Below are 25,247 nucleotides of genomic sequence, written 5' to 3' on the forward strand. Positions count from 1 at the left end.
GGCCGTAGATGAGCACCAAGGACTACCTGGAGAAGGACTACTACGCCGTCCTTGGTGTGCCCAAGTCAGCCACCGCCGACGAGATCAAGAAGGCGTACCGGAAGCTGGCCAGGCAGTACCACCCCGACACCAACCAGGGCGACACGGCCAAGGAGAAGAAGTTCAAGGAAGTCTCCGAGGCCTACGACGTCCTGTCCGACAGCAAGCGCCGCAAGGAGTACGACGAGGCGCGCACGCTGTTCGGCTCCGGGGTGGGCGGCCAGCGTCCGGGTGGTGGCGGCGGCGGTTTCCCGTTCGACTTCGGCGACCTGTTCGGCGGCACCGGTCAGCAGACCTCCGGCCAGGGGGCGGGCGACCGCTTCAGCGACCTGTTCGGCGGGCTGTTCAACCGGGGCGGCACGACCCGCCCCGGCACCGCCACCAGGCCGCGCCGCGGGCAGGACATCGAGTCGGAGGTGACGCTGTCGTTCACGGAGGCCGCCGAGGGCACCACGGTGTCGCTCAGGCTGACCAGCTCGGCGGCCTGCACCGCGTGCAGCGGGACCGGCGCCAAGGCCGGCACCACCCCGCGGGTCTGCCCGACCTGCGAGGGCACCGGCGCGGCCAGCCGCAACCTGGGCAACTTCGCCTTCTCCGAGCCGTGCCGCGACTGCAAGGGCCGCGGGCTGCTCGTGGACGACCCCTGCCCCGTCTGCGAGGGCAACGGCCGGGCCAAGAGCACCCGCACGATCCAGGCGCGCATCCCCGCGGGGGTGGCCGACGGGCAGCGGGTCAGGCTCAAGGCCAAGGGCGCACCGGGCGAGAACGGCGGCCCATCCGGCGATCTCTACATCGTGACGCACGTCAAGCCGCACACCGTCTTCGGCAGGTCGGGTGACAACCTGACCGTCACGGTCCCCGTGACGTTCTCGGAGGCGGCGCTAGGCGCCGAGATCAAGGTGCCGACGCTCAAGGGACTGCCGGTGACACTGCGCATCCCCTCGGGCACGCCGAACGGGCGCACGTTCCGCATCCGCGGCCGGGGTGTCACGCGCAAGGACGGCACCAAGGGCGATCTGCTCGCCAGCGTCGAGGTCATGGTGCCGAAGACGCTCGACGACAAGTCTCGTGAGCTGCTCACGGAGTTCAACACCGCCACAGCGGCCGAGGACCCGCGGGCCGATCTCATCTTGAGAGCCAGAAGCGAGTGAGCCCATGGACGCCAACTACTTCGACCTGTCGGACGACACTCCTGTTTACGTGATCTCGGTGGCCGCGCAGCTGTCGGGTCTGCATCCGCAGACCCTTCGGCAGTACGACCGGCTCGGTCTGGTCTGTCCGGGCCGTACGGCGGGGCGCGGCCGCCTCTACTCCACAAGAGACATCATCCAGCTGCGCGAGGTCCAGCGCCTCTCCCAGGAGGAGGGCATCAACCTCGCCGGCATCAAGCGGATCCTGGAGCTGGAGAACGAGTCGTTGCGGCTGCGTGAGGAGGTTCACCGCCTCCGCGCCGAGCTACAGATGATCAAGGCGCTGATCCGTTACGAGCTGCCACCGGGGGCGTAGATGGAATACAAGCTCACTCAGAAGAGTCAGGAGGCGCTCTCGGGCGCCATGCGGCGGGCCGCCGCCGAGGGCAACCCCGAGATCTCCCCGCTGCACCTGCTGACCACGCTGCTCTCGCAGACGGGCGGCACCGCCGTCCCGCTGCTGGAGGCGGTCAGCGCCGACTGGCGGACGCTGCGGGCCAAGGCCGAGGAGCAGCTCGCGGCGCTGCCCAAGGCTCAGGGCGCGACCGTGGGGGCGCCGACGAGCTCCCGCCACCTGCTCACGGTGATGAACACCGCCGCCCAGCACGCCAAGCGGCTGGAAGACCAGTACGTGTCGACCGAGCACCTGCTGGTGGGCCTCGCCGCCGACGGCGGCCAGGCCGCCGACCTGCTGAAGTCCGCGGGCGCCACCCCGCAGGCGCTGCTCGACGCGTTCGAGAAGGTACGCGGCCACGCCCGGGTCACCAGTGAGACGCCCGAGGACACCTACCAGGCGCTCGAGAAGTACGGCATCGACCTGACCGGGCAGGCCCGCTCGGGCAAGCTCGACCCGGTCATCGGCCGCGACTCGGAGATCCGCCGGGTGGTGCAGGTGCTCAGCCGGCGCACCAAGAACAACCCGGTGCTGATCGGCGAGCCCGGCGTCGGCAAGACGGCCGTGGTCGAGGGCCTGGCCCAGCGGATCGTGGCCGGCGACGTGCCGGAGTCGCTGCGCAACAAGCGGCTGATCGGGCTCGACCTGGGCGCGATGGTGGCGGGCGCGAAGTACCGCGGCGAGTTCGAGGAGCGGCTCAAGGCCGTGCTCGCCGAGATCAAGGAGAGCGACGGCCAGGTCGTCACGTTCATCGACGAGCTCCACACCGTCGTCGGCGCGGGAGCCGCCGAGGGCGCGATGGACGCGGGCAACATGCTCAAGCCGATGCTGGCCCGCGGCGAGCTGCGGATGATCGGCGCGACCACGCTCGACGAGTACCGCGAGCGCATCGAGAAGGACCCTGCGCTGGAGCGCCGCTTCCAGCAGGTGTACGTGGGCGAGCCGACGGTGGAGGACACCATCGCGATCCTGCGCGGGCTGAAGGGCCGCTACGAGGCCCATCACCAGGTGCAGATCGCCGACAGCGCGCTCGTCGCCGCCGCAGCGCTCTCCGACCGCTACATCACCAGCAGGTTCCTGCCCGACAAGGCCATCGACCTGGTCGACGAGGCCGCCTCCCGGCTGCGCATGGAGATCGACTCCCGTCCGGTGGAGATCGACCAGCTCCAGCGGACCGTCGACCGGATGAAGATGGAGGAGCTGGCGCTCTCCAAGGAGACCGACGAGGCGTCCGTACAACGCCTGGAGCGGCTCCACCAGGAGCTGGCCGACCGCCAGGAGGAGCTGAACGCCCTGGTCGGCCGGTGGGAGCACGAGAAGGCGGGCCTCAACAAGGTCGGCGAGCTGAAGAAGCAGCTCGACGAGGCGCGCGGCACCGCCGAGCGGGCGCAGCGCGACGGCGACTTCGAGACCGCGTCCCGGGTCATGTACGCCGACGTGCCACGCCTGGAGCAGGCGCTGAAGGCCGCCTCGGAGGCCGCCCCCGACGAGAACGCCATGGTCAAGGAGGAGGTCGGCCCCGACGACATCGCCGAGGTGATCTCGTCCTGGACCGGCATCCCGGCGGGCCGCCTGCTGGAGGCCGAGACGGCCAAGCTGCTGCGCATGGAGGAGGAGCTGGGCAAGCGGCTCATCGGCCAGCACGAGGCCGTGCGCGCGGCGTCCGACGCGGTGCGGCGCAGCCGGGCCGGCATCGCCGACCCCGACAGGCCGACGGGCTCGTTCCTGTTCCTCGGCCCGACCGGTGTCGGCAAGACCGAGCTGGCCAAGGCGCTGGCGGAGTTCCTGTTCGACGACGAGCGGGCGATGACCCGCATCGACATGAGCGAATACTCCGAGAAGCACAGCGTCGCCCGGCTCGTCGGCGCGCCTCCCGGCTACGTCGGCTACGAGGAGGGCGGCCAGCTGACAGAGGCCGTCCGGCGCCGCCCGTACACCGTGGTGCTGCTGGACGAGGTGGAGAAGGCCCATCCGGAGGTCTTCGACATCCTGCTCCAAGTGCTCGACGACGGGCGGCTGACCGACGGTCAGGGCCGCACGGTCGACTTCCGCAACACGATCCTGATCCTGACGTCCAACCTCGGCTCCCACTTCCTCGTCGACCCGACGATGGAGAACGGCGCGAAGCGCGAGGCCGTGATGGGCGCGGTGCGCAGCGCGTTCAAGCCGGAGTTCCTCAACCGGCTGGACGACGTGATCCTGTTCGACGCGCTCGGCTCCGAGGAGCTGACGCGGATCGTCGACCTGCAGGTCGACCGGCTGGCCCAGCGGCTGGCCGACCGCAGGCTGACCCTGGAGGTCACGCCGGCGGCCCGCGAGTGGCTGGCCCTGACGGGCTACGACCCGATGTACGGGGCGCGCCCGCTGCGCCGCCTGGTCCAGTCGGCGATCGGCGACAAGCTGGCCAAGGCGGTGCTGTCCGGCGAGATCGTCGACGGCGACAAGGTCCTGGTCGACCTCGGCGACGACGAGCTGTCCGTTCAGCGGGCCTGACACACCCACGCGAACGCCCGGAGGCCATCCTCCGGGCGTTCGACGTTCCCGCCCGGGTCATCCGCGCGCCCGGTTCGTAAGGTTCGGTCCAGCCTTCCGGCAAGCCGCCTCCAGTCCCTCGCGCGTCTGGCTAGCTTCGCGTTCGTCGGATCACCGAGAACGATCAGGGGGACGGGACGTGCCGACTCGAAGCATCCGGGGAATTCTTGCCATCGCCACTCTGACCGCGGGGGTCACCTGGCTGGGGGCGAGCTCCGCGGCCGCCGGCGACTGCCGGGAAACCCGGACCAGCATGGGCTCGCCCGCCGCGGCGCTCTGCGACGAGCTCACCAAGGTGCGGCTGAGCGACAGCACCGGCCCGCTGCTCGGGTCGGAGAGCACCCACCTGGCCCTGGGCGCCGTCAGGCTGGCCGAGCACCTGGGCCTGACCGGGCTGGCCACCTCGCATTCGGCGATGGGGCTGTCGGACCTGGGCGGCGTCATGGCCACCTCGGCCATGCCGTCGGCGCTGCCCGCCGCGCCGACGGTGGCGGGCGTGACGAGCCAGGCCAAGCTGCCCGCCCTGCCCGCGCTGCCGGTGAACACCAGGACCGGACGCTATCCCTCGAAGACGGCGCCGCGCTCGTCGTCCGGCGTCCCGCTCGACCTGACGCGCCCGGTCGGCAAGACCAAGGACCGGCTCGTGCGCCGCACGCTGCCTCAGGGGCCGGGGCCGCTGAACGAGACCAAGCTCCCGGCCGACTCCCTCGACGGCGTGACGGGCCTGCTGCGGAGCCTCGACCTGCGCTGAGGGATCAGGAGACGAGGGCGTCGATCTCGTCCTCGGGCAGGCCCAGGTCGAGTCGGATGCGGTAGCGGGTGCGCAGCATCGACACCCGCTCCGGATCGTCGGAGTCGCAGGTCAGCAGGGCCTGGGTGACCCATTCGTGGCCCGCCTCCAGGTCACCGTAGGCGACCAGCGTCTCGACGATGCTGTGGGCGGTGGCCGCCGAGACACCGCCCTCGGCGCGGATCGCCTCGATGACCTCCCTCGCCTCGTCGTGCCGGTCGAGCTCGAAGAGGGTGTCGGCGATGCCTGCGCGCGGGTCGATGCCCGTCTCGCCGCCGTCTTCCAGCGCGCGCTGGAAACACTCCAGCGCGCGAGCGGGCTGGCCTGCCGCGCGCCACTCCTCCGCCGCCTGGACCAGGATGGACGCCCTGGATACGTCGCCGCTGGAGTAGTCGAGCGCTACGTCGTACAGCCGGCTGGCCAGGGAGCCGTGGTCGTCGGCCAGCAGCGCCTGCTCAAGCAGGCGATCAAGGTGCTCACGGGTCACATGCGCCACAACGCGAGACTACCGACCGCGGTGCGGTTTCGCCCGCTCAATACGCATCGCCGATGCCCTGATGAGACCACCACGAAACGTCATCGAGTCCTTACGCCATGCATATATGCGCAGGTCGTTGGGCATATACCGGTCACTTCGCGCCCGCGAGCGGAAGGGGCTGGGATGGGCAGGTCCAAGCAGATGACGTTCGCGCTGGCGCTCGCCGTGGTGTTGTCGGCGGTGGGGCCCGGGGTCGCGGGCTACCTTTCGGCCCGGCTCGAAGGGGTGGAGGCGGCCGAGCGGAGACTGCGGGTCCTGGAGGCCCAGCTGGAGGCGAGCCGGCAACGGTTGATCCGGCCGATGTCGCATTCCGAGGCGTGCGCGCGGCCCGGCGAGCCCCACTGGCTGCCGGAACTGCTGGAGGCCGGGGGCTGACGCGCTAGTCGGGCTGCGGCGTGTACGACCTGAGCTGGCGGGACAGGAAACCCCGCACGAGCTGCCTGGCGGCGTCGATGATCTCCTCCGAGCCGTTCTGGTCGTAGCGGAAGGCCAGCTTGAGCACCGCGTCGCAGGCTTCGACGGCCACCAGCGCGGCGATGTCGAGCTCGTGGCTGTCGGCCAGGCCGAACTCGTTGAGCAGCAGCCCGCGCAGCCGGCCCGCGATCACGGTGTTGTTGTCGGAGTCGGAGTCGAGCAGGTTGAGGTCGACCACGTCACCGAACTGGAGACTCTTGAACCCGGGCACCGAGCGATGCATGTCGACGTACTCGTCGATGATCGCGTCGATGGCCTCCCACCAGCCGCGGTAGTCCTCCTCCATGAAGCGCCGCCCGACCCGGGTGACGAACAGCTCCACGTTGCGCCGGGTCAGCTCCTGCGTGATGGCGCGCTTGTCGGGGAAGAACTGGTAGACCGAACCGATCGCGACCCCCGCCCGGTCGGCGATGCGGGTCGTGGAGAGCGATTCGTAGCCGATCTCGTCGAGGAGCTCGGCGCAGGCGTCGAGCATCCGCTCGACCCGTCGGGCGCTGCGGCGCTGCGTGGGCTGTCGCCGGAGCGGCTTCGGCGACGCACAGTCATCTTCCAGTCGCGGCATGGACACGACCTCATCTTCCCCCTCCAGGCCCGATCGTTACCCGCGATTGACCGGATTTCCTGGGAATCCGCTGAGCCCGGCCGCCCGGATGTGGAGATCCCGGACATCTTCCACGCCGTCAGGGCCGGGCGTCCAGCTCGGTGCAGGAACGCAGCGCCTTCCAGTCGGCCACGGCCTGCTTCCTCGCGGCGCCGGTCATCGGGACCGGCACGCCGTTCTGGATGGTGGCGGGGGTCCACTGGTCCTTGAGGATCTTGCGGCCGTTGATGGTGAGGGTCAGCACGCCGGTGCGGCCCGTGGTGGCGGGGTTGGAGTTGTAGAAGACGAAGTTGCCGAGGCCGTAGCTGACGTACGCCTTGCCCAGGTATCCGGCCCCCAGCAGGATGTGCGCGTGCCCGCCGACCACCACGTCGGCGCCGGCCTTGACGAGCTTGGGGGCCAGGGAGAGCTGCGCCGGGTTCGGGCACTTCTGCATCTCAGTGCCCCAGTGCAGGTGGACGATGACGGTGTCGGAGTTCTTGCGCGCCTGCCGTACCGCCTTGATCAGGCGCGGCTCGTCCTTGGCCGACGCGAGCCCGCCCTTGCCGGGGGCGGCGGTCCAGGCGTTGATGAACTCGGAGTCCAGCACCTGGGTCGCGCCGATGATCGCCACCCGGTTGCCGTTCACCGTCTTCCTGAACGGCTTGAACGCCTGGTCGTCGTCCTTGCCGATGCCCACGATCGGGAACCTGGACTTCTTGATCGCGGCGAGCGAGTCGGCCAGGCCGGTCTCCATGTAGTCCATGCCGTGGTTGTTGGCCATGGAGGCCACGTCCACGCCGGCGGCCTTGAGCGCGGTCAACGCGCTGGCCGGGGCCCGGAACGTGTACTGCTTGCCGGGCGCCGGGGTGCCGCCCGTGGTGATCGCGGTCTCCAGGTTGATCATGGCGAGGTCGGCCTTGCGCAGCACCGAGGAGATGGGACCGAGCGCGGTGCGCGGGTTGTCCAGCCGGGACCGCAGGAAGCCCTCGAAGTGCACGTCCCCGCCGAAGGCGATGGTGTACGGCTCGCGCTCCGGGGTGGCGGGGGCCGTCGGCTCGGCCGAGGAGGTGGCCGCGGCCTGCCGCTGCCGCTCGGGCGCCTCCGATCCGGCGGCCGTGCAGGCGGCGAGTGAGGCCATGACGGCCAGCACCGAGAGTGCGCGGGGGAAGTTCATCGGGGGCGCCATCCAGCTCAATCGGGACATCTGGGATTGAGCATGCCATGTGCTGCCGATTGCCGCGTAGTGCCCCCACCTTGACCTACGGGCAGTTATGGAGTTGTCGAGTCAAGTCATCGGGGCAGCCGAGCGCTGCCGGAGAAGTCCTGTGGTGCCCACCTCGTGGGCGAGATCATCGGCCCTTGCTCCAGGCCGGAGGTCACGGGTGAATACACGACTCCATCAACGGAGTAGTCACGACATCAGCGCGTACACGAGAGGCACCAGGAGGAGCGTCACGATCAGCCCGGCTACCACGCCCGCCCAGACGTGACCCGCGAACCATTGCCACAGCCTCCAGGGCCAGCGCCACCATCGGCTCGCAGGCGGTGAGCAGTGGCGCTGAATCTCCGCCACGATGTCTTCGACGATGGAATCCGGCGGCTCGCCGTTGACGAAGAGCCGAACCTCCCTGGCGCGGGAGTCGCCGACCACCCTGATCCAGTAGCCGCATGAGGGCTTCCCGACGTTAAGGGTGATCTGCCTCAGCTTGCTAGCAAGTGCTTGGTCGACATCGGGACAGGTGCGCAGCGTGCCCGATCTGGTCTCTCCCTGCACCCGGCAGGCCAGGGACAAGCGGTTCGAAAACGCCTCCACTCTCCGAAGGCAGCGAGCAACGGTTGACCGGTCACTCACGGACCAGATCCTGTCCATGTCGCGGGGGGCGTACATGATGACTCCTGGCAAGTGCTCATGAGCATTACGTGAAATGGGTGGCCCGCGGGAGGCCGGCATGGGAGTATTCATGCGAGACATACGGCAGACGTCGCGGACGCGTGGAGGGCGCAGCCCCCATGACGAGGGCGCGACGAGTTGATCATTGGGCGCGGCTTGCGCCATGATGTGCGAGAAATCTTGCGTTCGCCAAGCGAACGGGGACCCGAGGGTCGTTGACGAGCCTCTTCTGGAACGGCCCTGTCCGGTTGTGCCATCAACCTGCCAGGGCCGTTTTTCACGCGCTGGCCTGCAGAGCCTCCAGGTCGAACTCTCCATCCCTGACCCCGGCCGTGAAGGCGGCCCACTCGGACGGGGTGAAGACCAGGACGGGTCCGTCCTGAACCTTGCTGTCCCTCAGCGCGACATTCCCGTCGGCGAGGGGGGCGACCTCAACGCAGCTGCTAGCGCCGTTGCAGAAAGTGCTCTTCTGCCATGCCGCCGTCTTGTGATGGATAGACATTTTCTCCCCAAATGGGCAAAGGGGCACCATTGCCCCTTTTGTTCTGATCGATCGCTGACCTCAGCCTCGCCACATCATCGCCTTGCGCTGGATGAGCACGCGTGTGTCGTCCTCGTCCAGTGCCTGTGACCTGATGTTTTCGAAGGCTGCCTCGTAGCCCGCTACCCGCTCGAGGTCGTCGACGAAGTCAGCAGTATAAAGCTGCTCCAGATACACAACATCGTCGAATTCCGCGAACTTGAGGTGGATGAACGCACCCGTGCTTACGGGGTGCAACGCGTCCATGGGCAATACCTGAACGCTGACGTGGGACAGAAGAGACAACTCCAGGAGATGCTCCATCTGTGCCCGCATCACCGAGGGCTCGCCGAAGCGGCGCATCAAGGCGGGCTCGTCCAGCACGAAGCGCATCTCACATGGATCGGGGCGGTGCAGCACGCGCTGCTGCCTGTCGAGGCGGGCCTCGACCCTGCTCCTGACTCCGCTGTGGGTGATGCGCGAGATGCCACGGACGGCCAGGACGACCTCTCTGGCGTAATCCTCGGTTTGGAAGAGGCCGGGCACAATCTGGGGTTCCCAGTTGCGCTGGATGATGGCCTCCGCCTCCAGCCCGAGGAATCTTGTGTACTCCTCAGGCAGGGCGTCTTCGTAATCTTCCCACCAGCCCCGCTGATCCGCATCCCGCAACAGGCCGAAGAGTTCGTCAAGTTTGGCTTCGTCGAGACGGTAGAGCTTCCCCATCGCCTTGACGTCGTCAGCGCTGGGCATGGTCTTGGCGGCCTCGATCCGCGAGACCTTGCTGGGGGACCAGCCGAGCTCCTTGGCGGCCCTGGCGCCGGTGAGCTTGCGTCGCTCGCGGAGAAGCCTGAGCTCCTGGCCGAGCCTGAGCTTGCGGACAGTCGGACTGCCCTGCGTCGGTGGCACCGTCGACTCTCCTTGCCGGGATGAAGGTGTAGCCGGAGTGAACCGTTTCGAGCCCGCGGTCTTGGGCCGTTCCACCAATCTTACACTGCAACTTGCACGAGTACTCCCATTTGCTCTTGCCAAGAGCCTTCCACGGAGAGACGGTGTCAAGCAAGCAGAGCTTCTGCCCGGGGGAAAACGGGGAAGGGGGCAAGGTGACGACCTCTTGTGCTGGCCTGACTACGTTCAAGGCCACTCCGTGCAAGTTGCACAGCAACAAGAAGGCACCTTGCGGAAGAAACGGGAATATTTCTTGCGGGAGGCCTTGCAGCAAGGCAATCTCCGGGAGACGATCGAGACACGAGGGATCTCTCCAGAGGTGAGGAGGCCGACATGACCGCACGGCCCCGCCCGCAGAGGACCCCCACCACGACTTACGCGCGGCTGGTCAGGCCGCAAAACCGGCAACGGCGCCGTCCCGGAAATGGACACCATCACAGGGAGGCCGTCAGCCGGAAGGATCCCGCACTGAGTTAAAGAGTCATCGCCGCGATTGTCGCTCGCTTCAGAGCACACGAAGCAGGAACAACAAAGCCGGACCGAGGCCGCGCACTCATCCGCCGCAAATGGGCTGCCACCCAGCGGCGCGACGGTCGTCGGCCTGCAGTCCGGCGTAAGAAGCCACCTCTGTGATGCCGCGAAAGGGGTCTTCTCATGTACTCACAAGGTACCAAGGGACTCAGCCGACGCAAGTCCCGGGTGCTCACCCGCCTCCAGGAACTGCTCGCCTGGGCGGACCGCGAAATCTGCATGGAACCCGACGAGTTCGCCTACCGCCGGGGCTGGACGGTCACCAGGACCGGCTTCGGCTCCCGGCGCTACCGCGACCCACGCTTCGACCTGCTCAAGATCCCGCCACGGGTCCCGGAGGAGGTGTCCTGACATGGCGAGGAACCCGCGCAACCAGATCTACCCGGGCTACGAGGACCTGCCCGCCCCGCGCGGCTCGGGACCCCTCACCAGGCTCTGGCGGTTCCGTACCGAATTACTGCTCCTCGCCGGGCTCGCGCTGCTCGTGCCGGCCGTCCTGGGCGCCACCCAGGAGGGCAGATGGCTCCCGTTCGTCCTGCTGAGCAGCGCCGTCTCGGTGCCGGCCGCGACGCGGTTCGGCCGCAACTGGGCCGTCGCGCACTTCTGGTGCGTGGTGTCCCGCCACCGGCTGCAGCGGGTCTGCCTGGAGACCACCCTGCACACCCGCGCCGGCCGCATCCCGCTGGTGCTGTGGATCACCCCCACGGCCACGGGCGAGAAGGCCCTGATCCTTACCAGGGCCGGCATCAGCGCCGAGGAGTTCGAGGCCTACGCCGAGGAGATCGCGGCGGCCTGCTGGGCCAGGACCGCCGCGGTCTACAAGCACCGCACCCGCGCGAACCTGGTGATCGTCGAGGTCGTCAGGCGTGACGTGCTCCCCGGGGCCGTCTCCCCCGGTCTCGACCGGCTCTACGGCCGGCGGACCTGGATCCCGCTCCGGCCCGACCTCGACGAGCCGCCTGATCTGCACCGGCCGCTGGTTCTGCAGCGGGCGGGCTGAAGACCTAGGGACCCGCGCCTCCCTAGGAAAAGCCCCGGAGACCGCGGGGGCTCCGGGGCTTCCCCATGTCCCGCGTACGAGTCAAGATGAGTTCAGCTTACGAACTCAGGAGTCGTGATGACGTCGACCGTCCACCGGACCTGTCCCTTGTGCGAAGCTGTCTGCGGCCTGACGCTGACCCTCGACGACGGCGGCCACGTGACCAGCGTGCGCGGTGACAAGGCGGACCCGTTCAGCAAGGGCTTCATCTGCCCGAAGGGCGCCAGCCTCGGGAGGCTGGACGAGGACCCCGACCGGCTGCGCGCGCCGCTGATCCGGGAGGGCGACCGGTGGCGCGAGGTGAGCTGGGACGAGGCGTTCGCGGCCGTCGAGCGGGGGCTCGCCGAGGTGACCGCCGCGCACGGCCGCCAGTCGACCGCCGTCTACCTGGGCAACCCGAGCGCGCACACGATGGCCGGCGCGCTCTACGGCACCCCGCTGATTAAGTCGCTCGGCACCCGCAACGTCTTCTCCGCCAGCACCGCCGACCAGATGCCCAAGCACGTGGCCAGCGGGCTGATGTTCGGCCATCCGCTCGCCATCCCGGTGCCCGATCTGGACCGCACGGGCTACCTGCTGATGCTGGGCGCCAACCCGCTGGAGTCCAACGGCTCGCTGTGCACGGCTCCCGACTTCCCCGGCAGGCTCAAGGCGCTGCGCCGGCGCGGCGGGCGGCTCGTCGTGGTCGACCCGCGCCGCACCCGGACCGCCGCGTCCGCCGACGAGCACGTGTTCGTGCGCCCGGGCACCGACGCCTACCTGCTGTTCGGGATCGTCCACACGCTGTTCGCGGAGGACCTCGTCACGCTCACCCACCGGGTCAACGGGCTCGACGAGGTGCGCGAGGCGGCCAAGCACTTCCCGCCCGACCTGGTGGCCCGCCGCACCGGCGTGCCGGCCGAGGTGATCGTACGGCTCGCGCGGGAGCTGGCGGCGGCCGACAGGGCGGCGGTGTACGCCAGGATCGGCACCTGCACGGCCGAGTTCGGCACGATCGCGCAGTGGCTCGTGGACGTGCTGAACACGCTGACGGGCAACCTGGACCGGCCGGGCGGGGTGATGTTCCCCAAGGCCGCCACCGAGTTCGGCGGGCGGCGCGGCCCGTACCGGGTGGGGCGGTGGCGGAGCCGGGTGCGCGGCCTGCCGGAGGCGAACGGCGAGCTGCCGGTGGCCACGCTCGCCGACGAGATCGAGACGCCGGGCGAGGGGCAGGTCAGGTTCCTCGTCACGGTGGCGGGCAATCCGGTGCTGTCGGCGCCGAACGGCGACCGCCTGGACCGGGCGCTGGCCGGGCTCGACTTCATGGTGAGCGTGGACCCGTACCTCAACGAGACCACCAGGCACGCGCACGTCATCCTGCCGCCGCCGCGGATCCTGCAGTCGGGGCACTACGACTTCGCGCTGCTGGGCTTCGCGGTGCGCAACTACGCCCGCTACTCGCCGCCGCTGCTGCCGCTGGGGGACCGGCCGTCGGAGGCGCTGATCCTGTCCAGGCTCGCCATGATCGCCTCCGGGCTCGACGGCGACCTGGACGAGTTCGTGATCGGCCAGCAGCTGGCCAAGGCCGTGGAGACGCCCGGTTCCGGCGTCGAGGGCAGGGACCCGGCGGAGCTGCGCGCCCTGCTGGAGGGCGAGACCGGCGCCGAGCGGCGGCTGGACCTCATGCTGCGGCTCGGACCCTACGGCGAGTGGGCCGGCGGGGGCGACCTGTCGCTGCGCAAGCTGCTCGACAACCCGCACGGCATCGATCTCGGCCCGCTGGAGCCGCGGCTGGCCGAGGTGCTCAGGACCGCCTCGGGCGTGGTCGAGCTGGCGCCGCCGCTGCTGCTGGAGGACGTGGACCGGCTGCGCGCGGGGCTGGACGCCGAGCCTCCCGAGCTGGTGCTGATCGGGCGGCGGCACCTGCGCTCCAACAACAGCTGGATGCACAACGTGGGCCCGCTCGTGGGAGGCAGCAACGCCTGCACGCTCCAGATCAACCCGGTCGACGTGGCCAGGCTCGGGCTCGGCGGCGAGGCCGTGGTCCGCTCGGCCACCGGCGAGCTGACGGTGCCGCTGGAGCCGACCGACACGATCATGCCGGGAGTGGTCAGCCTGCCGCACGGGTGGGGGCATCAGGGCAGCTCGCAGACGGTCGCGGCGAAGCACCCGGGGGTCAGCGCGAACACGCTGACCGACGAGTCCGCTGTGGACGTTCCGTCTGGTAACGCAGTGTTCAACGGAGTTCCGGTAAGAATTTCACCTACCAGTATGATCAGCGCACATTAAGGTGTCGCGCGTGACTATCGTGCCAGAAGAGGACCGCCTGACCACCCAGATCGCCTTCGCCGTAGAGATCGACAAGCTGAAGCGGATCGTCCGCCGCAACCTGCTGATGGACGGTTCCAGGCGGGAGAACGACGCGGAGCACTCCTGGTACGTGGCCACGCTGGCGATGGTGCTGGGCGAGCACGCGCCGCCGGGCACCGACATCCAGCGCGTCATGGCCATGCTGCTGGTGCACGACCTGGTCGAGATCGACGCGGGCGACACGTTCATCTACGACCCGGTGGCGGTGGCCGCGCAGGCGGAGGCCGAGCGCGCCGCCGCCGACCGGCTCTTCGCGCTGCTGCCCGACGGGCAGGGCACGCCGCTGCGGGAGCTGTGGGAGGAGTTCGAGGACCGCAAGACGCCCGAGGCGAGGTTCGCCAAGGCGCTCGACCGGTTCGCGCCGATCCTGGCCAACCACCACACCGAGGGCGGCACCTGGCAGCTGTTCAAGGTGACCGCGGCCCAGGTGAGGGAGAAGGTCCGGCTGATCGAGGAGGGCTCGCCGTCACTGGGGGCGTACGCGCGCGCGATCGTCGAGGAGTCGGTCGCCAGGGGTCACCTTCCCGAGTGACGTCCGCACCCCTGGGGTAGGGGACTTGTCGTGAAAGAGACAGTACGGGCGAGACGTCGGCACTTGCGGCGTTTCGTGGGACCGGTCGATCTCACTGACCGGCTTGAGAAGTCCACGTCCATGGACCGGCCGATCCGCGCGCTGGCCAAGACCATGCGTCAGCGGCTCCGCCCAGGCCTGGTCCGCGACCTGCTGCACGGGGTGCCCACGGGCAAGCCGGCGCACCCGCCCCTGGCCCAGGCGGCCCTGGGCTGCTGGATCTCGGCCACCCTGCTCGACGCGGCCAAGGCCGATCAGCGCGCCGTCCGGCTGCTGCTGGCCGCCGGCATCGCCACCTCGCTGCCCACCGCCGCCGCGGGACTGACCGACTGGTCGTCTCTCCACCAGGAGCAGCAGCGGGTGGGGTTCGTGCACCTGGCGGCGAACGTGCTCGCCCTCGGGCTGTTCTCGGGCTCGCTGCTGGCCCGGGTACGCGGTCGCGAGCGGGCCGGCCGCGCGCTGTCGTACGCCGGGCTCGCCGCGGGCGGGTTCGGCGGTTATCTGGGCGGCCACCTGGCCTACCGCATGGCGGCGGGGGCCAACCACGCCCCCCAGGTCTCCCACCTGGTGCCGCTGGGCTGGCACGACCTGTGCCTGCTGAAGGACCTGCCGGACGGCCGCCCGGTGTCGCGGCGGCTCGGCTACATCTCTCTCTTCGTGCTGCGGCGCGCCGAGAACGTCACGGTGATGGTCGACACCTGCCCGCACCTGGCGGGCCCCCTCCACCAGGGCAGGCTCGTCGAGGAGGACGGCGAGGCGTGCGTGGTGTGCCCGTGGCACGGCAGCACCTTCCGGCTGGACGACGGCTCGGTCCGGCACGGTCCGGCCACCGCGCCCGCGCCCACGTTCGAGACCCGGCTGCGCAAGGACGGCACGATCCAGGTGCGGCCGAGCTTGACCTGAAGTCGAGTTGAGGTTTTACGGTCGCCGCATGAGCACGATTCTGGTGACCGGCGCGACCGGCAACGTCGGCGGACATGTGGTGAGAGAACTCGAACGGGCGGGCCTGCCGGTGCGCGCCCTGGTGCGCGACCCGACGCGGGCGCGGCTGCCTGAGCGGGTGGAGACGGTCGCGGGCGACCTGACCAGGCCCGAGACGCTGGGACCCGCCCTGGCGGACGTGGAGACGGCGTTCCTGGTGTGGCCGGGCTTCGCTGCCCGGACCGCCGAACCCGTGGTCGAGGCGCTCGCCGGGCGGGCCAGGCGGGTGGTCTACCTGTCGGCGAACGTGCCCCAGGGCGACGGGGAGCCGACGATCTTCCATCAGGAGCTGGAGCGGCTCATCCGCGCCTCCGGGATGAGCTGGACGTTCCTGCGGCCGAGCGGCTTCGCCGTCAACACCCTGGGCTGGGCCGACCAGGTCAGGACGGGCGTCGTGCGCTGGCCGTACGGGCAGGCGGGGCGCACCCTCATCCACGAGAAGGACATCGCGGCGGTGGCGGTGCACGTGCTGACCTCAGCCGGGCACGGCGGCGCGGCCTACCCGATCAGCGGGCCCGAGGTCCTCACCCAGGCCGAGCAGGTGCGGATCATCGGCGAGGTGATCGGCCGTGAGGTGCGCTGGGAGGAACTGCCGCCGGAGCAGGCGCGCGAGCAGCTGCTGGCGGCCTGGGGCGACGCGAACTTCGTGGACGCCGCGCTGGCGGGCTGGCGGAGCCTGGTGGACTTCCCCGAGGAGGTCACGGACGTCGTGGAGAAGCTGCTGGGCAGGCCGGCGCTGCCGTTCCGGTCCTGGGTGCGCGACCACGAGGCCGACTTCCGCTAGTCCTTCTCGTCGGCGGGGTGCTCGACCAGGGCGAGGATGCGGCTGGACATGAAGCGGGCGGTCCGGATGACGGTGCCGCTCCTGGTCACCTCGGTCACCTCGACGAGCCCCCGCCGGGTGGCCACCTCGACGCGGCGGCCCGCGCGGGTGGCGACGACCTCGTACGTGCGCGGGGTGCCGCCCGCGTCGATGACGATCTCCACCCGATCACCCTTCATGTACTGATTTATGCCCAGAATGTCGGGAAATTATCCGTACACCAGTTTGATTATCGCCACGATCCCCACCGCCACGATGACCACGCGCAGCAGTGGCGCGGGGATGCGGCGCCCGACCTTCGCCCCCAGGAAGCCGCCGATCATCGCACCCAGGGCCACCGCCAGCACCGCCCACCAGTCGACGTCCGCGATCAGGACGAACAGCACGGCGGCGGTGGAGTTGACCACCAGCGAGAGCACGTTCTTGGCCGCGTTCACCCGCTGCAGGTGCTCGTCCAGGAAGCTGCCGAGCAGCCCGATGAGCAGCACGCCCTGGGCGGCGCCGAAGTAACCCCCGTAGACGCCCGCCCCGAACACCCCGAGCCAGAGGGCGGGGCCGCCGTGCGGGTGCGCGTGCTCGCGCCGGGCGGCCAGCCAGAGGTTGAGCCTCGGCTGGATGATGACCAGCACGCAGGCCAGCCCGATCAGCACGGGGACGACCACCTGGAAGACGTCCGGATCGAGGTAGAGCAGCAGGATCCCGCCGGCCAGCGAGCCGAGCGCGGACCCCATGGCGAGCCTGACCAGCCGGTCGCGCTGCCCGCGCAGCTCCGCGCGGTAGCCGTAGGCGCCGGTGACGGAGCCGGGGACGAGGCCGACGTTGTTGGACACGTTCGCCACGACCGGATCGACGCCGACGGCGACGAGGGTGGGGAAGGTGATCAGGCTCCCCGAGCCGACCACCGCGTTGATCGCCCCGGCCGCCATCCCGGCGACCCACACGGCGAGCGCTTCCCAGACCGTCACCCCGACCCCTTCCCAGCATCAGCGTCGAGTGCCGAGCCTAGGGGGCCTGGCGGGGCGGTTACGCGTCCGGGGTGGCGGGGGGATTGCGCGCGGGGGGATTCGGCGGGGTGAACAGGCCGCCGAGGCTCTCCAGCGCCTTCCCCATCTCCGAGGGGACTATCCAGATCTTGTTGGCGTCGCCCTTGGCGATCTCGGGCAGGGTCTGCAGGTACTGGTAGGCCAGCAGGTGCTGGTCCGGGTTGCCCTCGTGGATGGCCTTGAACACCATGCCGATCGCGTCGGCCTGGCCCTTGGCGCGCATCGCCTGGGCCTCGGCCTCGGCCTGGGCGCGCAGCACCGCCGCCTCCGCGTCGCCCCTGGCCCGTAAGACCGCCGCCTGCTGCTCGCCCTCGGCCGCCAGGATGGCCGCCTGCCGCTGGCCCTCGGCGGTGAGCACGGCGGCCCGCTTGTCGCGGTCGGCGCGCATCTGCTTCTCCATCGAGTCCTGGATCGAGGCCGGCGGGTCGATGGACTTGAGCTCCACCCGGTTGACCCTGATGCCCCACTTGCCGGTCGCCTCGTCCAGCGACCCGCGCAGCTCGGTGTTGATCTCCTCGCGGGAGGTCAGCGTGCGCTCCAGGTCCATGCCGCCGACGACGTTGCGCAGCGTGGTGACGGTGAGCTGCTCGACGCCGATGAGGAAGTTCGCGATCTCGTACGTGGCCGCCTTCGGGTTGGTCACCTGGAAGTAGATGACGGTGTCGATGGAGACGACCAGGTTGTCGGAGGTGATCACCGGCTGCGGCGGGAACGACACCACCTGCTCACGCAGGTCGATCATGTCCTTGATGCGGTCGATGAACGGCACCACCATGTTGAGCCCCGGGGCGAGCGTGCGGTGGTAGCGGCCCAGCCGCTCCACGATCGCCGCCGTCGCCTGCGGGATGATCCTGATGGTCCGCGCCACCCCGAAGCCCACCGCCGCGACCAGGACGAAGGCGACGATGAGCTGCTCCACGGACATGGCAACGCTCCGAAATCGACGGGCCTGACCCGCTGCATGATATTTCGTCCGGCGTGCCTGCGGGCGATCTAGAAGGGACGGACGTACCAGCGGCCCTCGGCGCTGCGGTCGAGCGACAGCGGCACCCCGAACGTCTGCGACAGGTTGTCGGCCGTCATGACGTGGTCGAGCGGCCCCTGGGCCACGACCGAGCCGTGGCGCAGCATCAGGGCGTGGGTGAACCCGGCCGGGATCTCCTCCACGTGGTGGGTCACCAGGACCAGCGCCGGCGACCGGAAGTCGCCCGCCAGCACCGACAGCCGCCGCACCAGGTCCTCGCGGGCGCCCACGTCGAGCCCGGCGGCGGGCTCGTCGAGCAGCAGCATCTCCGGGTCGGGCATGAGCGCGCGGGCGATCTGCACCCGCTTGCGCTCCCCCTCCGACAGCGAGGCGAACCGCCGCCTGATCAGATGGGCCGCGCCCATCATGTCGATCAGCTCGACCGCACGGGTGACGTCGTTGGAGTCGTACTCCTCCGTCCAGCGCCCCAGCAGCGCGTACGAGGCGGTCAGCACCAGGTCGATGACCTTCTCGTCGGGCGGGATCCGCTCGGCCAGCGCGGAGCTGCACAGCCCGATGCGCGGCCGCAGGTCGAACACGTCGGCCACCCCGACGCGCTCGCCGAGCACCTCCAGCGACCCCTCACTGGGGAACAGCAAGGTGGCCGCGAGCTGCAGCAACGTGGTCTTGCCCGCGCCGTTGGGGCCGAGCACGACCCACCGCTCGTCCTCCTCGACCGTCCAGTCGATGCCGCGCAGCAGGGTCGCCCCGTCGCGCTTGTAGGCGACGTCCTGGAACCGCAGCACCTGACCACCCATCCCCGATCCCTCCTTGAGGAGTAACCCTGGGGACAAACCTATTGCAGGGCGAGCGCTTATCGTGGATCGGTGCGCCCTGAATCGCCTATCTGTCCCGTGCTCGTCGCCTGGGGTAACGCCTGGCTCTCCGGCCACATCGGTCTGGACGAGGCGGCCGACCACGTCGAAGAGGTCGGCGGCCCCGCTGTCGTGGGCGAGGTTCCGCTGCGTAAATACCTGGCCAACCTTCGCTCCGGTGGCCTGAGCGGGTTCCGGCTCGCCCTGCCGGCGCCCGGTGACCCGCTCGGGCTCTCCGGGCCGCCCGGGTTCAACTCGGCGGCGGTCGACGCCGGGCAGGCCGCCATCGCCGTGCTCGACGACACCCGGCTCGGGCTGGTGCCCTCGCTCGATCTGCGCGGTTCCTCGTACGTGGGAGTCAAGCTGGACGTGCACGAGGCCGGGCCGGTACGGCAGGACCTGCCGTCCGTCGCCGAGGCCGAGCGCGAGCTGTCGGAGGCGATGCGGGACGCGACCCAGGCGCTGGCCGCGGCGGGCGGCCCCGCGCGGGAGCGGCCGTCGCACGTGCCGGACGGCGGCGAGCTGGCCCCCGGCTATCCGGCGCGCGCCCACCGGGTGTCGGCGCTGGCCACCCGGCTCGGGGCGGTGCTGCGCCTGGCCGAGGAGCGCGGGCTCACCTCCGGCGAGATCGCCTCTCGCGGCGCCGCGGTGCGCGAGCTGGACCGCGCCGTGCGTCGCGCGATCGTCGCGGCCCACCACGCCATCTTCGAGCCCGTCAGGAACCTCTGACCCCGGCACGCCGCCTTCGAGCCCGTCAGGGACGCCCTGAGGGATCAGGACAGGCCGTGGCGCACGGCGTAGAGGGCGGCCTGGGTGCGGTCCTGGACGCCGAGCTTCATCAGCACGTTGGAGACGTGGGTCTTGACCGTCTTCTCGGCGACCGCGAGGCTGCGGGCGATCTCACGGTTGGACCGGCCGGCCGCGATCAGTTTCAGCACCTCGCGCTCGCGGTCGGTCAGCGGCACGGGCGGGCCCCCCGCCGGCCGCGCGCCCTCGCCGCCCGCCAGCATCGCCTCGGCCGCCTCCGGCGCGAGCAGCACCTGCCCGCTGTGCACGGCCCGCACGGCCCGCACCAGCGCCGTCGGGTCGACGTCCTTGTAGAGGAAGCCGGACGCGCCCGCCCGCATCGCGGGGCCCACGTCGGCCCTGTCGCTCACCGAGGTCAGCACCAGCACCCGGGTCGCGGCGCCGGTCAACTCGCCCAGCGTGGCCAGCCCGTCCAGCACCGGCATCTTGAGGTCGAGCAGCAGCACGTCGGGCGCGAGCTCGCGGACCAGCTCGACGGCGTGCGCGCCGTCGCCCGCCTCGCCCACGACCGTGATGTCGTCCTGCAGGTCGAGGAACGTGCGCAGCCCCTGACGCACCACCGGATGGTCGTCGGCGACCAGCACCCGGATCACCCGCACACCTCCATACGCACGGTCGTCCCCTTCCCGGGGGCCGAGCTGACGGTCATCCGGCCGCCCACCGACTCGGCCCGGTCCTTCATCGAGATCAGGCCCAGCCCGCGCGAGGCGCCCTGCTCGAAGCCCGTGCCGTCGTCCTCGACGGTCAGGACCAGCCCGCCGCCCTCGTACGACAGCCGCACGGTCACCCGCGCGGCCTCGGCGTGGCGCAGCGCGTTGTGCAGCGCCTCCTGGGCCACCCTGAGCACGGCCACCTCCGCGGCGGAGTCCAGCGGCGGCAGCTCGTCCGCCTCGAACGCGAACCGCGCGGGATGCAGGCGGTCGAGCATCCGCACGTGCTTGCGCAGCGTCTCGGCCAGCCCGTGGCGGTCCAGCTCGGCGGGCCGCAGCTCGACGATCACCGCCCGCAGCTCGCCCAGCGCCTCCCCCGCCAGCCGCTGCACCCGCTCCAGCTCGGCCGCGGCCCTGTCGGGCTCCGTCTTCAGCATGGCCCCCGCCGCCTGGGCGCTCAGCCGCAGCGAGAACAGCTTCTGGGTGACGGCGTCGTGCAGCTCGCGGGCCACCCGGTTGCGTTCCTCCAGCATCGCCAGCTCCCGGCTCCGTTCGTAGAGCCGGGCGTTGGCCAGCGCCATGGCGGCGTGCGCCGCGAACACCTGGAGCAGGTCCTGGTCGGCCTCGGTGAAGCCGCCCGCGCGCTTGTTGGCCAGGAAGATGATGCCGAGCACCTCGCCGCCGTCGGTGATGGGGACGCCCAGGAAGTCCTTCATCACCGGATGCGCCTGCGGCCAGTATTCGAACCTGGGGTCGGCGCGCAGGTCGGCCAGGCGCACCGGGGCGCCCTCGCGGAGCATCGCGCCCAGCATGCCGTGCTGGCGCGGGAGGGGCCCGATCGCCTCCCACTGCTTGTCGGTGATGCCCTCGGCGACGAACTCCGCGAACGAGCCGTCCTCGTCGGGCACCCCCAGCGCGGCGTAGCGGGCGTCCAGCAGCCGCCGCGCCGAGCGTACGATGACCTGCAGCACCTCGCGCACCGACAGATGGCGGGTGACCGCCAGCACCGCGGAGCTCACCGCCTGCAGGATCTCGTCGCGTTCGGCCGTCACGCCATCACTCTACTGACGGGCCGACCGGGGCCCGGGGGGCGGTGACAGCGGCGCCGGTGAACCGGGAAGGTCCTAGGACGAAGTGCCCAGGCGGCCACGGGACCACGGCCCGATGTGTGGACGGCGGCGCGTTCCTAACGTCACGAACATGACGAACACCGCACTCATCACCGGCGCCTCCCGCGGACTCGGCCTCGCGCTCGCGCGGTCACTGGCGGAGGCGGGCTGGCGTCTCGTGCTCACCGCGCGCGGCGTGAACGAGCTGGAACGGGCCGCGGCCGAGCTGGGCGCCACCGCCATCCCGGGCGACGTCACCGAGCCCGCGCACGTCCGCCGCCTGGCGGACGCCGTCCCCGAGCTGGACCTCCTGGTCAACAACGCCAGCGGCCTCGGGGCCACGCCGCTGCCGCCGCTGGCGGGCTACCCGCTGGAGGCCTTCCGCGTCCTGCTGGAGACCAACGTCACCGCGCCGCTCGCCCTCATCCAGGCCACGCTGCCCGCGCTGCGCGCCCGGCGGGGCGCCGTCGTCAACGTCACCTCCGACGCCGCCACCGGCGCGTACGAGGGATGGGGCGGGTACGGGGCCACCAAGGCGGCGCTGGATCAGCTCTCGAACGTGCTCGCCGCCGAGGAGCCCGAGCTGGCGGTCTGGTGGACCGACCCGGGCGAGATGAACACCCGGATGCTGGCCGACGCCGTCGGCGCGGACGAGGCCGCGTCCGCCACCGACCCGGCCGAGGTCGCCGCCGCCCTGCACGACCTCGTACGCACCCGTCCCGCCAGCGGCCGAGTGACCCTCCAATGACCCGCCCGACGACGCCCCCCGAGACGACCGCCGCATCCCCCGCAACGACCGCTGTGACAACCGAGGTGACGGCCGAGGCGGCGAACGCCGCGTTCGACTTCGTTCTGCCGCCCGCGCTGTCAGCGCAGGAGCCGCCGGAGGCGCGCGGGGTGGGCAGGGACGGGGTCCGTCTGCTGGTCTCGGCGGGTGACGGCGAGCCGGCGCACCACCGCTTCACCGACCTGCCCGGCCTGCTCGACCCGGGCGACCTGATCGTGGTCAACAACTCGGCGACGCTGCCCGCCGCCGTGCGGCTGGACCGGCTCGCGGTGCACTTCTCCACCGCGCGGCCGGACGGCACCTGGCTGGTCGAGCTGCGCCGCCGTACCGCCACCGCGACCGAGCAGTACCGCGGCGGCGCGCCCGGCGAGTGGCTGCCGCTGCCCGGAGGCGCCACGCTGCGGCTCGTCGCTCGCGAGACGCCCCGGCTCTGGCGGGCCGTGCTCGACCGCGACGTGGAGACGTACCTGCGCGGGTACGGGGCCCCGATCCGGTACGCGTACGTCACCAGGGACTGGCCGATCGAGGCGTACCAGACGGTGTTCGCGACCGTGCCGGGCAGCGCGGAGATGCCCAGCGCCGCGCGGCCGTTCACGCCGGAGCTGGTCACGGCGCTGGTGGCGCGCGGCGTCGGCATCGCGCCGATCACCCTGCACACGGGGGTGGCCTCGCCGGAGAAGGACGAGCCACCGTACGCCGAGCGCTACGTGGTGCCGGAGGCCACGGCCCGCCTGGTCGACCTGGCCCTGGGGAGCGGAAGGCGGGTGGTCGCCGCCGGCACCACGGTGGTGCGGGCGCTGGAGACCGCCGCCGCCGGCGGCCTGGTGACCGCCTCCGAAGGCTGGACCAGCCACGTCGTGACGCCCGCGACGGGGGTGCGGGCGGTCACGGGGCTCATCACCGGCCTGCACGAACCGCGCTCCAGCCACCTGATGATGCTGACCGCGATCGCCGGCGAGCGCCCGCTCCGCGCGGCGTACGAGGCGGCGCTGCAGGAACGTTACCTGTGGCACGAGTTCGGCGACGCCCACCTGATCTTGCGGACGTAAAGCAGGACCTGCGGCGCGGGCATCGGGGCGGGCGCAGTACCGTGGCTGAATGTGGACCAGCGCACCCTCTTGATCACCTTCACCGGCCCCGACCGGCCAGGCGTGACCTCGCGCCTGTTCTCCGTCCTGTCGGGCTTCCCCGTGACCGTGGCCGACATCGAGCAGGTCGTCATCCGCGGCCGGCTCACGCTCGGCGTCCTGGTCGCCTACGCCGGAGGGCCGTCCACCGGCACCGGCAGCACCCTCGGCGCCATGTGGACCGCCGTCGAGCGGATCGCCGAGGACCTGGGCATGGAGGTGGAGCTGTCCACCGGCTCCCTGGCCAAGGAGCACCGCCGCCGCGGCCGCCTGTCGGTCAGCGTGCTCGGCGCCACGCTCCAGCCCGCGGCCATCGCCGGCATCGCCCGCCGGATCGCCGCCGCCGGCGCCAACATCGACCGCATCGAGCGGCTGGCCCAGTGGCCGGTGACCTGCATCGAGCTGTCCGTCTCCGGCGCCAATCCCGACGAGCTGCGCGTCCAGCTCGCCGCCGAGGCCGCCGCCCAGCAGGTCGACGTGGCCGTGCAGCGCACCGGGCTGTCCAGGCGGGCCAAGCGGCTCATCGTCATGGACGTCGACTCCACCCTCATCCAGGGTGAGGTCATCGAGCTGCTGGCCAAGCACGCCGGCTGCCTCGACGAGGTCGCCAAGGTCACCGAGGCGGCCATGCGCGGCGAGCTCGACTTCGCCGAGTCGCTGCGCCGCCGGGTCGCCCAGCTCGAAGGGCTGCCCGCCGAGGTGTTCGAGCGGGTGCGCGGTGAGGTCGTGCTCACCCCCGGCGCCCGCACCCTGGTCCGCACGCTCAAGCGGCTCGACTACCGCTTCGCCATCGTCAGCGGCGGCTTCACCCAGATCACCGACACGCTCGTGGAGGAGCTCGGCATCGACTACTCGGCGGCGAACGTGCTGGAGGTCATCGACGGCAAGCTGACCGGCCGGCTCGTGGGCGAGATCGTCGACCGGCCCGGCAAGGCCCGCGCGCTGGAGCGGTTCGCCAGCGAGGCGGGGGTGCCGATCAGCCAGACCGTGGCCATCGGCGACGGGGCCAACGACCTCGACATGATCGCCGCGGCCGGGCTGGGCATCGCGTTCAACGCCAAGCCCGTGGTGCGCCAGGCGGCCGACACCGCGGTCAACACGCCCTACCTCGACTCGATCCTCTACCTGCTCGGCATCTCCCGCGACGAGGTCGAGGCCGCCGACGCCGAGGACGCGCTGCTCGTCAGTCGTGCTGCGGACCCCAGCTCGTGACCAGCTCTCCCTCACCGGCCGCCAGCTCGGGCCACGGCACCGCTGTCTTGATCACCGCGAACGTGCCCGGCCGGAACAGGTAGTCGCCCTCCGCGAGCATCAGCGCCAGCTCGTGCACGGCCGGGTTGTGCCCGCACAGCGCCACCGTGCCGTGATCGGGGTCGAGCAGGCGCAGCCGCTCCAGCAACTCCTCCGGGTAGGCCTGGTAGATCGCCGGCTCGTACCGCACCTCGACGCCGGGGAAGGCCAGCTCCGCCGTGCGGCGGGTGCGCCGGGCCGGCGAGCAGAGCACCACCTCAGGCTCCAGCCCGAGCATCCGCAGCTCCTCACCGGCCCGTTTGGCGTCGCGCTCGCCCCGGTCGGTCAGCGCCCGGTCCTGGTCGGGCACCCCAGGCGCCTGGGCCGCCTTGGCGTGGCGGAGCAGGATCAGCGTTCGCACCTCGGTCATCCTCTCGACGCCCAGACGGCCAGCATCGCGATCAC

28 protein-coding genes are annotated in these 25,247 nt (G+C 70.9%); 15 read left to right on the forward strand and 13 right to left on the reverse strand.

From position 1 onward, the window contains the following. Positions 1-8: 8 nt before the first annotated feature. The 4 genes from dnaJ to ACZ6YG_RS39675 all read left to right on the forward strand — a co-directional run bounded on the left by dnaJ (position 9) and on the right by ACZ6YG_RS39675 (position 4,906). Positions 9-1,190, forward strand: coding sequence for a molecular chaperone DnaJ (gene dnaJ / locus ACZ6YG_RS39660; protein ID WP_148036330.1), 1,182 nt, complete (start codon positions 9-11; stop codon positions 1,188-1,190). A gap of 4 nt (positions 1,191-1,194) precedes the next feature. Beyond that, positions 1,195-1,545, forward strand: a complete 351-nt coding sequence (locus ACZ6YG_RS39665) for a heat shock protein transcriptional repressor HspR (protein ID WP_148036329.1) — start codon at positions 1,195-1,197, stop codon at positions 1,543-1,545. Further along, a complete protein-coding gene (gene clpB, locus ACZ6YG_RS39670; RefSeq protein WP_271274770.1) occupies positions 1,546-4,116 on the forward strand; it encodes an ATP-dependent chaperone ClpB in 2,571 nt (856 codons plus the stop codon). Between the two features lie 178 nt (positions 4,117-4,294). Next, complete coding sequence (locus tag ACZ6YG_RS39675) at positions 4,295-4,906, forward strand: hypothetical protein (RefSeq protein WP_466020802.1); 612 nt, start codon at positions 4,295-4,297, stop codon at positions 4,904-4,906. Positions 4,907-4,910: 4 nt separating this feature from the next. Here ACZ6YG_RS39675 and ACZ6YG_RS39680 read toward each other — a convergent pair whose 3' ends face one another. Continuing rightward, positions 4,911-5,441: a tetratricopeptide repeat protein gene (locus tag ACZ6YG_RS39680; RefSeq protein WP_261809033.1), complete on the reverse strand. Its 531-nt coding sequence runs from the start codon at positions 5,439-5,441 to the stop codon at positions 4,911-4,913. A gap of 165 nt (positions 5,442-5,606) precedes the next feature. Between ACZ6YG_RS39680 and ACZ6YG_RS39685 the strand changes: the two genes are divergently transcribed. Continuing rightward, positions 5,607-5,858, forward strand: coding sequence for a hypothetical protein (locus ACZ6YG_RS39685; RefSeq protein ID WP_148036326.1), 252 nt, complete (start codon positions 5,607-5,609; stop codon positions 5,856-5,858). Between the two features lie 4 nt (positions 5,859-5,862). Here the strand turns inward: ACZ6YG_RS39685 and ACZ6YG_RS39690 are convergent, their stop codons facing one another. The 5 genes from ACZ6YG_RS39690 to ACZ6YG_RS39710 all read right to left on the reverse strand — a co-directional run bounded on the left by ACZ6YG_RS39690 (position 5,863) and on the right by ACZ6YG_RS39710 (position 9,857). Continuing rightward, complete coding sequence (locus tag ACZ6YG_RS39690) at positions 5,863-6,519, reverse strand: TetR/AcrR family transcriptional regulator (protein ID WP_148036325.1); 657 nt, start codon at positions 6,517-6,519, stop codon at positions 5,863-5,865. 118 nt (positions 6,520-6,637) lie between these two features. Next, entirely contained in the window at positions 6,638-7,714 is a 1,077-nt protein-coding gene (locus ACZ6YG_RS39695; RefSeq protein WP_466020803.1) for a CapA family protein, read from the reverse strand. 237 nt (positions 7,715-7,951) lie between these two features. Beyond that, entirely contained in the window at positions 7,952-8,353 is a 402-nt protein-coding gene (locus ACZ6YG_RS39700; RefSeq protein WP_148036323.1) for a hypothetical protein, read from the reverse strand. 355 nt (positions 8,354-8,708) lie between these two features. Continuing rightward, positions 8,709-8,963 carry a DUF397 domain-containing protein gene (locus ACZ6YG_RS39705; RefSeq protein WP_364231617.1) on the reverse strand — a complete coding sequence of 85 codons (255 nt, stop codon included), beginning with the start codon at positions 8,961-8,963 and terminating at the stop codon, positions 8,709-8,711. A gap of 30 nt (positions 8,964-8,993) precedes the next feature. Beyond that, the gene (locus ACZ6YG_RS39710; protein WP_148036321.1) at positions 8,994-9,857 is read right to left on the reverse strand and encodes a helix-turn-helix domain-containing protein; all 864 of its coding nucleotides are present in this window, start codon (positions 9,855-9,857) and stop codon (positions 8,994-8,996) included. 693 nt (positions 9,858-10,550) lie between these two features. Here ACZ6YG_RS39710 and ACZ6YG_RS39715 point away from each other — a divergent pair. The 6 genes from ACZ6YG_RS39715 (at position 10,551) to ACZ6YG_RS39740 (ending at position 16,151) form a co-directional block, all read left to right on the forward strand. Then, complete coding sequence (locus ACZ6YG_RS39715) at positions 10,551-10,778, forward strand: hypothetical protein (protein WP_148036320.1); 228 nt, start codon at positions 10,551-10,553, stop codon at positions 10,776-10,778. 1 nt (position 10,779) lies between these two features. Beyond that, positions 10,780-11,427: a hypothetical protein gene (locus ACZ6YG_RS39720; protein WP_219544821.1), complete on the forward strand. Its 648-nt coding sequence runs from the start codon at positions 10,780-10,782 to the stop codon at positions 11,425-11,427. 117 nt (positions 11,428-11,544) lie between these two features. After that, positions 11,545-13,734, forward strand: a complete 2,190-nt coding sequence (locus ACZ6YG_RS39725; RefSeq protein WP_466020804.1) for a molybdopterin-dependent oxidoreductase — start codon at positions 11,545-11,547, stop codon at positions 13,732-13,734. A 1-nt stretch (position 13,735) separates the two neighbouring features. Continuing rightward, positions 13,736-14,347 (forward strand): HD domain-containing protein, encoded by a 612-nt coding sequence (locus ACZ6YG_RS39730; RefSeq protein ID WP_271274766.1) that lies wholly within the window; start codon positions 13,736-13,738, stop codon positions 14,345-14,347. Between the two features lie 120 nt (positions 14,348-14,467). Beyond that, complete coding sequence (locus ACZ6YG_RS39735) at positions 14,468-15,289, forward strand: Rieske (2Fe-2S) protein (protein ID WP_187281588.1); 822 nt, start codon at positions 14,468-14,470, stop codon at positions 15,287-15,289. Between the two features lie 28 nt (positions 15,290-15,317). Beyond that, positions 15,318-16,151, forward strand: a complete 834-nt coding sequence (locus ACZ6YG_RS39740; protein ID WP_466020805.1) for an SDR family oxidoreductase — start codon at positions 15,318-15,320, stop codon at positions 16,149-16,151. On the opposite strand, the gene ACZ6YG_RS39745 is transcribed toward ACZ6YG_RS39740, so the two are convergent. The 4 genes from ACZ6YG_RS39745 to ACZ6YG_RS39760 form a co-directional block, all read right to left on the reverse strand. Further along, positions 16,148-16,369 carry a hypothetical protein gene (locus ACZ6YG_RS39745; protein WP_148036314.1) on the reverse strand — a complete coding sequence of 74 codons (222 nt, stop codon included), beginning with the start codon at positions 16,367-16,369 and terminating at the stop codon, positions 16,148-16,150. The genes ACZ6YG_RS39740 and ACZ6YG_RS39745 overlap by 4 nt on opposite strands. Before the next feature lie 30 nt (positions 16,370-16,399). Further along, on the reverse strand, positions 16,400-17,155 hold the full coding sequence (locus ACZ6YG_RS39750; protein WP_148036313.1) for a sulfite exporter TauE/SafE family protein: 756 nt from the start codon (positions 17,153-17,155) through the stop codon (positions 16,400-16,402). 58 nt (positions 17,156-17,213) lie between these two features. After that, positions 17,214-18,158 (reverse strand): SPFH domain-containing protein, encoded by a 945-nt coding sequence (locus ACZ6YG_RS39755; RefSeq protein ID WP_148036312.1) that lies wholly within the window; start codon positions 18,156-18,158, stop codon positions 17,214-17,216. 68 nt (positions 18,159-18,226) lie between these two features. Next, a complete protein-coding gene (locus ACZ6YG_RS39760; protein ID WP_148036311.1) occupies positions 18,227-19,015 on the reverse strand; it encodes an ABC transporter ATP-binding protein in 789 nt (262 codons plus the stop codon). Positions 19,016-19,084: 69 nt separating this feature from the next. On the opposite strand from ACZ6YG_RS39760, the gene ACZ6YG_RS39765 reads away from it, so the two are divergent. After that, complete coding sequence (locus tag ACZ6YG_RS39765) at positions 19,085-19,801, forward strand: hypothetical protein (protein WP_261809032.1); 717 nt, start codon at positions 19,085-19,087, stop codon at positions 19,799-19,801. Positions 19,802-19,845: 44 nt separating this feature from the next. On the opposite strand, the gene ACZ6YG_RS39770 is transcribed toward ACZ6YG_RS39765, so the two are convergent. Next, positions 19,846-20,472, reverse strand: a complete 627-nt coding sequence (locus ACZ6YG_RS39770; protein ID WP_466020806.1) for a response regulator — start codon at positions 20,470-20,472, stop codon at positions 19,846-19,848. Then, entirely contained in the window at positions 20,469-21,581 is a 1,113-nt protein-coding gene (locus ACZ6YG_RS39775; RefSeq protein WP_466020807.1) for a GAF domain-containing sensor histidine kinase, read from the reverse strand. Before ACZ6YG_RS39775 ends, ACZ6YG_RS39770 begins: the two co-directional genes overlap by 4 nt. Positions 21,582-21,729: 148 nt before the next feature. Here ACZ6YG_RS39775 and ACZ6YG_RS39780 point away from each other — a divergent pair, with 148 nt between their 5' ends. Genes ACZ6YG_RS39780 through serB form a run of 3 tightly spaced genes read left to right on the forward strand, consistent with a single transcriptional unit; the run spans position 21,730 to position 24,764 of the window. Then, a complete protein-coding gene (locus ACZ6YG_RS39780; protein WP_466020808.1) occupies positions 21,730-22,386 on the forward strand; it encodes an SDR family oxidoreductase in 657 nt (218 codons plus the stop codon). Positions 22,387-22,439: 53 nt separating this feature from the next. Next, positions 22,440-23,474 carry an S-adenosylmethionine:tRNA ribosyltransferase-isomerase gene (locus ACZ6YG_RS39785; protein ID WP_466020809.1) on the forward strand — a complete coding sequence of 345 codons (1,035 nt, stop codon included), beginning with the start codon at positions 22,440-22,442 and terminating at the stop codon, positions 23,472-23,474. 51 nt (positions 23,475-23,525) lie between these two features. Further along, positions 23,526-24,764, forward strand: a complete 1,239-nt coding sequence (gene serB / locus ACZ6YG_RS39790; protein WP_219544816.1) for a phosphoserine phosphatase SerB — start codon at positions 23,526-23,528, stop codon at positions 24,762-24,764. On the opposite strand, the gene ACZ6YG_RS39795 is transcribed toward serB, so the two are convergent. Continuing rightward, positions 24,736-25,203 (reverse strand): SixA phosphatase family protein, encoded by a 468-nt coding sequence (locus tag ACZ6YG_RS39795; protein ID WP_466020810.1) that lies wholly within the window; start codon positions 25,201-25,203, stop codon positions 24,736-24,738. The genes serB and ACZ6YG_RS39795 overlap by 29 nt on opposite strands. Between the last annotated feature and the right edge of the window lie 44 nt (positions 25,204-25,247).

It is taken from the genome of Nonomuraea sp. NPDC054003, assembly GCF_055585125.1.

Excerpts from the sequence above, each read along its gene's own strand:
- dnaJ (WP_148036330.1), top strand. The coding sequence starts at position 9 with ATGAGCACCAAGGACTACCTGGAGAAGGACTACTACGCCGTCCTTGGT.
- ACZ6YG_RS39665 (WP_148036329.1), top strand. The coding sequence starts at position 1,195 with ATGGACGCCAACTACTTCGACCTGTCGGACGACACTCCTGTTTACGTG.
- clpB (WP_271274770.1), top strand. The coding sequence starts at position 1,546 with ATGGAATACAAGCTCACTCAGAAGAGTCAGGAGGCGCTCTCGGGCGCC.
- ACZ6YG_RS39685 (WP_148036326.1), top strand. The coding sequence starts at position 5,607 with ATGGGCAGGTCCAAGCAGATGACGTTCGCGCTGGCGCTCGCCGTGGTG.
- ACZ6YG_RS39690 (WP_148036325.1), bottom strand. The coding sequence starts at position 6,519 with ATGCCGCGACTGGAAGATGACTGTGCGTCGCCGAAGCCGCTCCGGCGA.
- ACZ6YG_RS39695 (WP_466020803.1), bottom strand. The coding sequence starts at position 7,714 with ATGAACTTCCCCCGCGCACTCTCGGTGCTGGCCGTCATGGCCTCACTC.
- ACZ6YG_RS39705 (WP_364231617.1), bottom strand. The coding sequence starts at position 8,963 with ATGGTGCCCCTTTGCCCATTTGGGGAGAAAATGTCTATCCATCACAAG.
- ACZ6YG_RS39715 (WP_148036320.1), top strand. The coding sequence starts at position 10,551 with ATGTACTCACAAGGTACCAAGGGACTCAGCCGACGCAAGTCCCGGGTG.
- ACZ6YG_RS39720 (WP_219544821.1), top strand. The coding sequence starts at position 10,780 with ATGGCGAGGAACCCGCGCAACCAGATCTACCCGGGCTACGAGGACCTG.
- ACZ6YG_RS39725 (WP_466020804.1), top strand. The coding sequence starts at position 11,545 with ATGACGTCGACCGTCCACCGGACCTGTCCCTTGTGCGAAGCTGTCTGC.
- ACZ6YG_RS39735 (WP_187281588.1), top strand. The coding sequence starts at position 14,468 with ATGGACCGGCCGATCCGCGCGCTGGCCAAGACCATGCGTCAGCGGCTC.
- ACZ6YG_RS39740 (WP_466020805.1), top strand. The coding sequence starts at position 15,318 with ATGAGCACGATTCTGGTGACCGGCGCGACCGGCAACGTCGGCGGACAT.
- ACZ6YG_RS39745 (WP_148036314.1), bottom strand. The coding sequence starts at position 16,369 with ATGAAGGGTGATCGGGTGGAGATCGTCATCGACGCGGGCGGCACCCCG.
- ACZ6YG_RS39755 (WP_148036312.1), bottom strand. The coding sequence starts at position 18,158 with ATGTCCGTGGAGCAGCTCATCGTCGCCTTCGTCCTGGTCGCGGCGGTG.
- ACZ6YG_RS39760 (WP_148036311.1), bottom strand. The coding sequence starts at position 19,015 with ATGGGTGGTCAGGTGCTGCGGTTCCAGGACGTCGCCTACAAGCGCGAC.
- ACZ6YG_RS39780 (WP_466020808.1), top strand. The coding sequence starts at position 21,730 with ATGACGAACACCGCACTCATCACCGGCGCCTCCCGCGGACTCGGCCTC.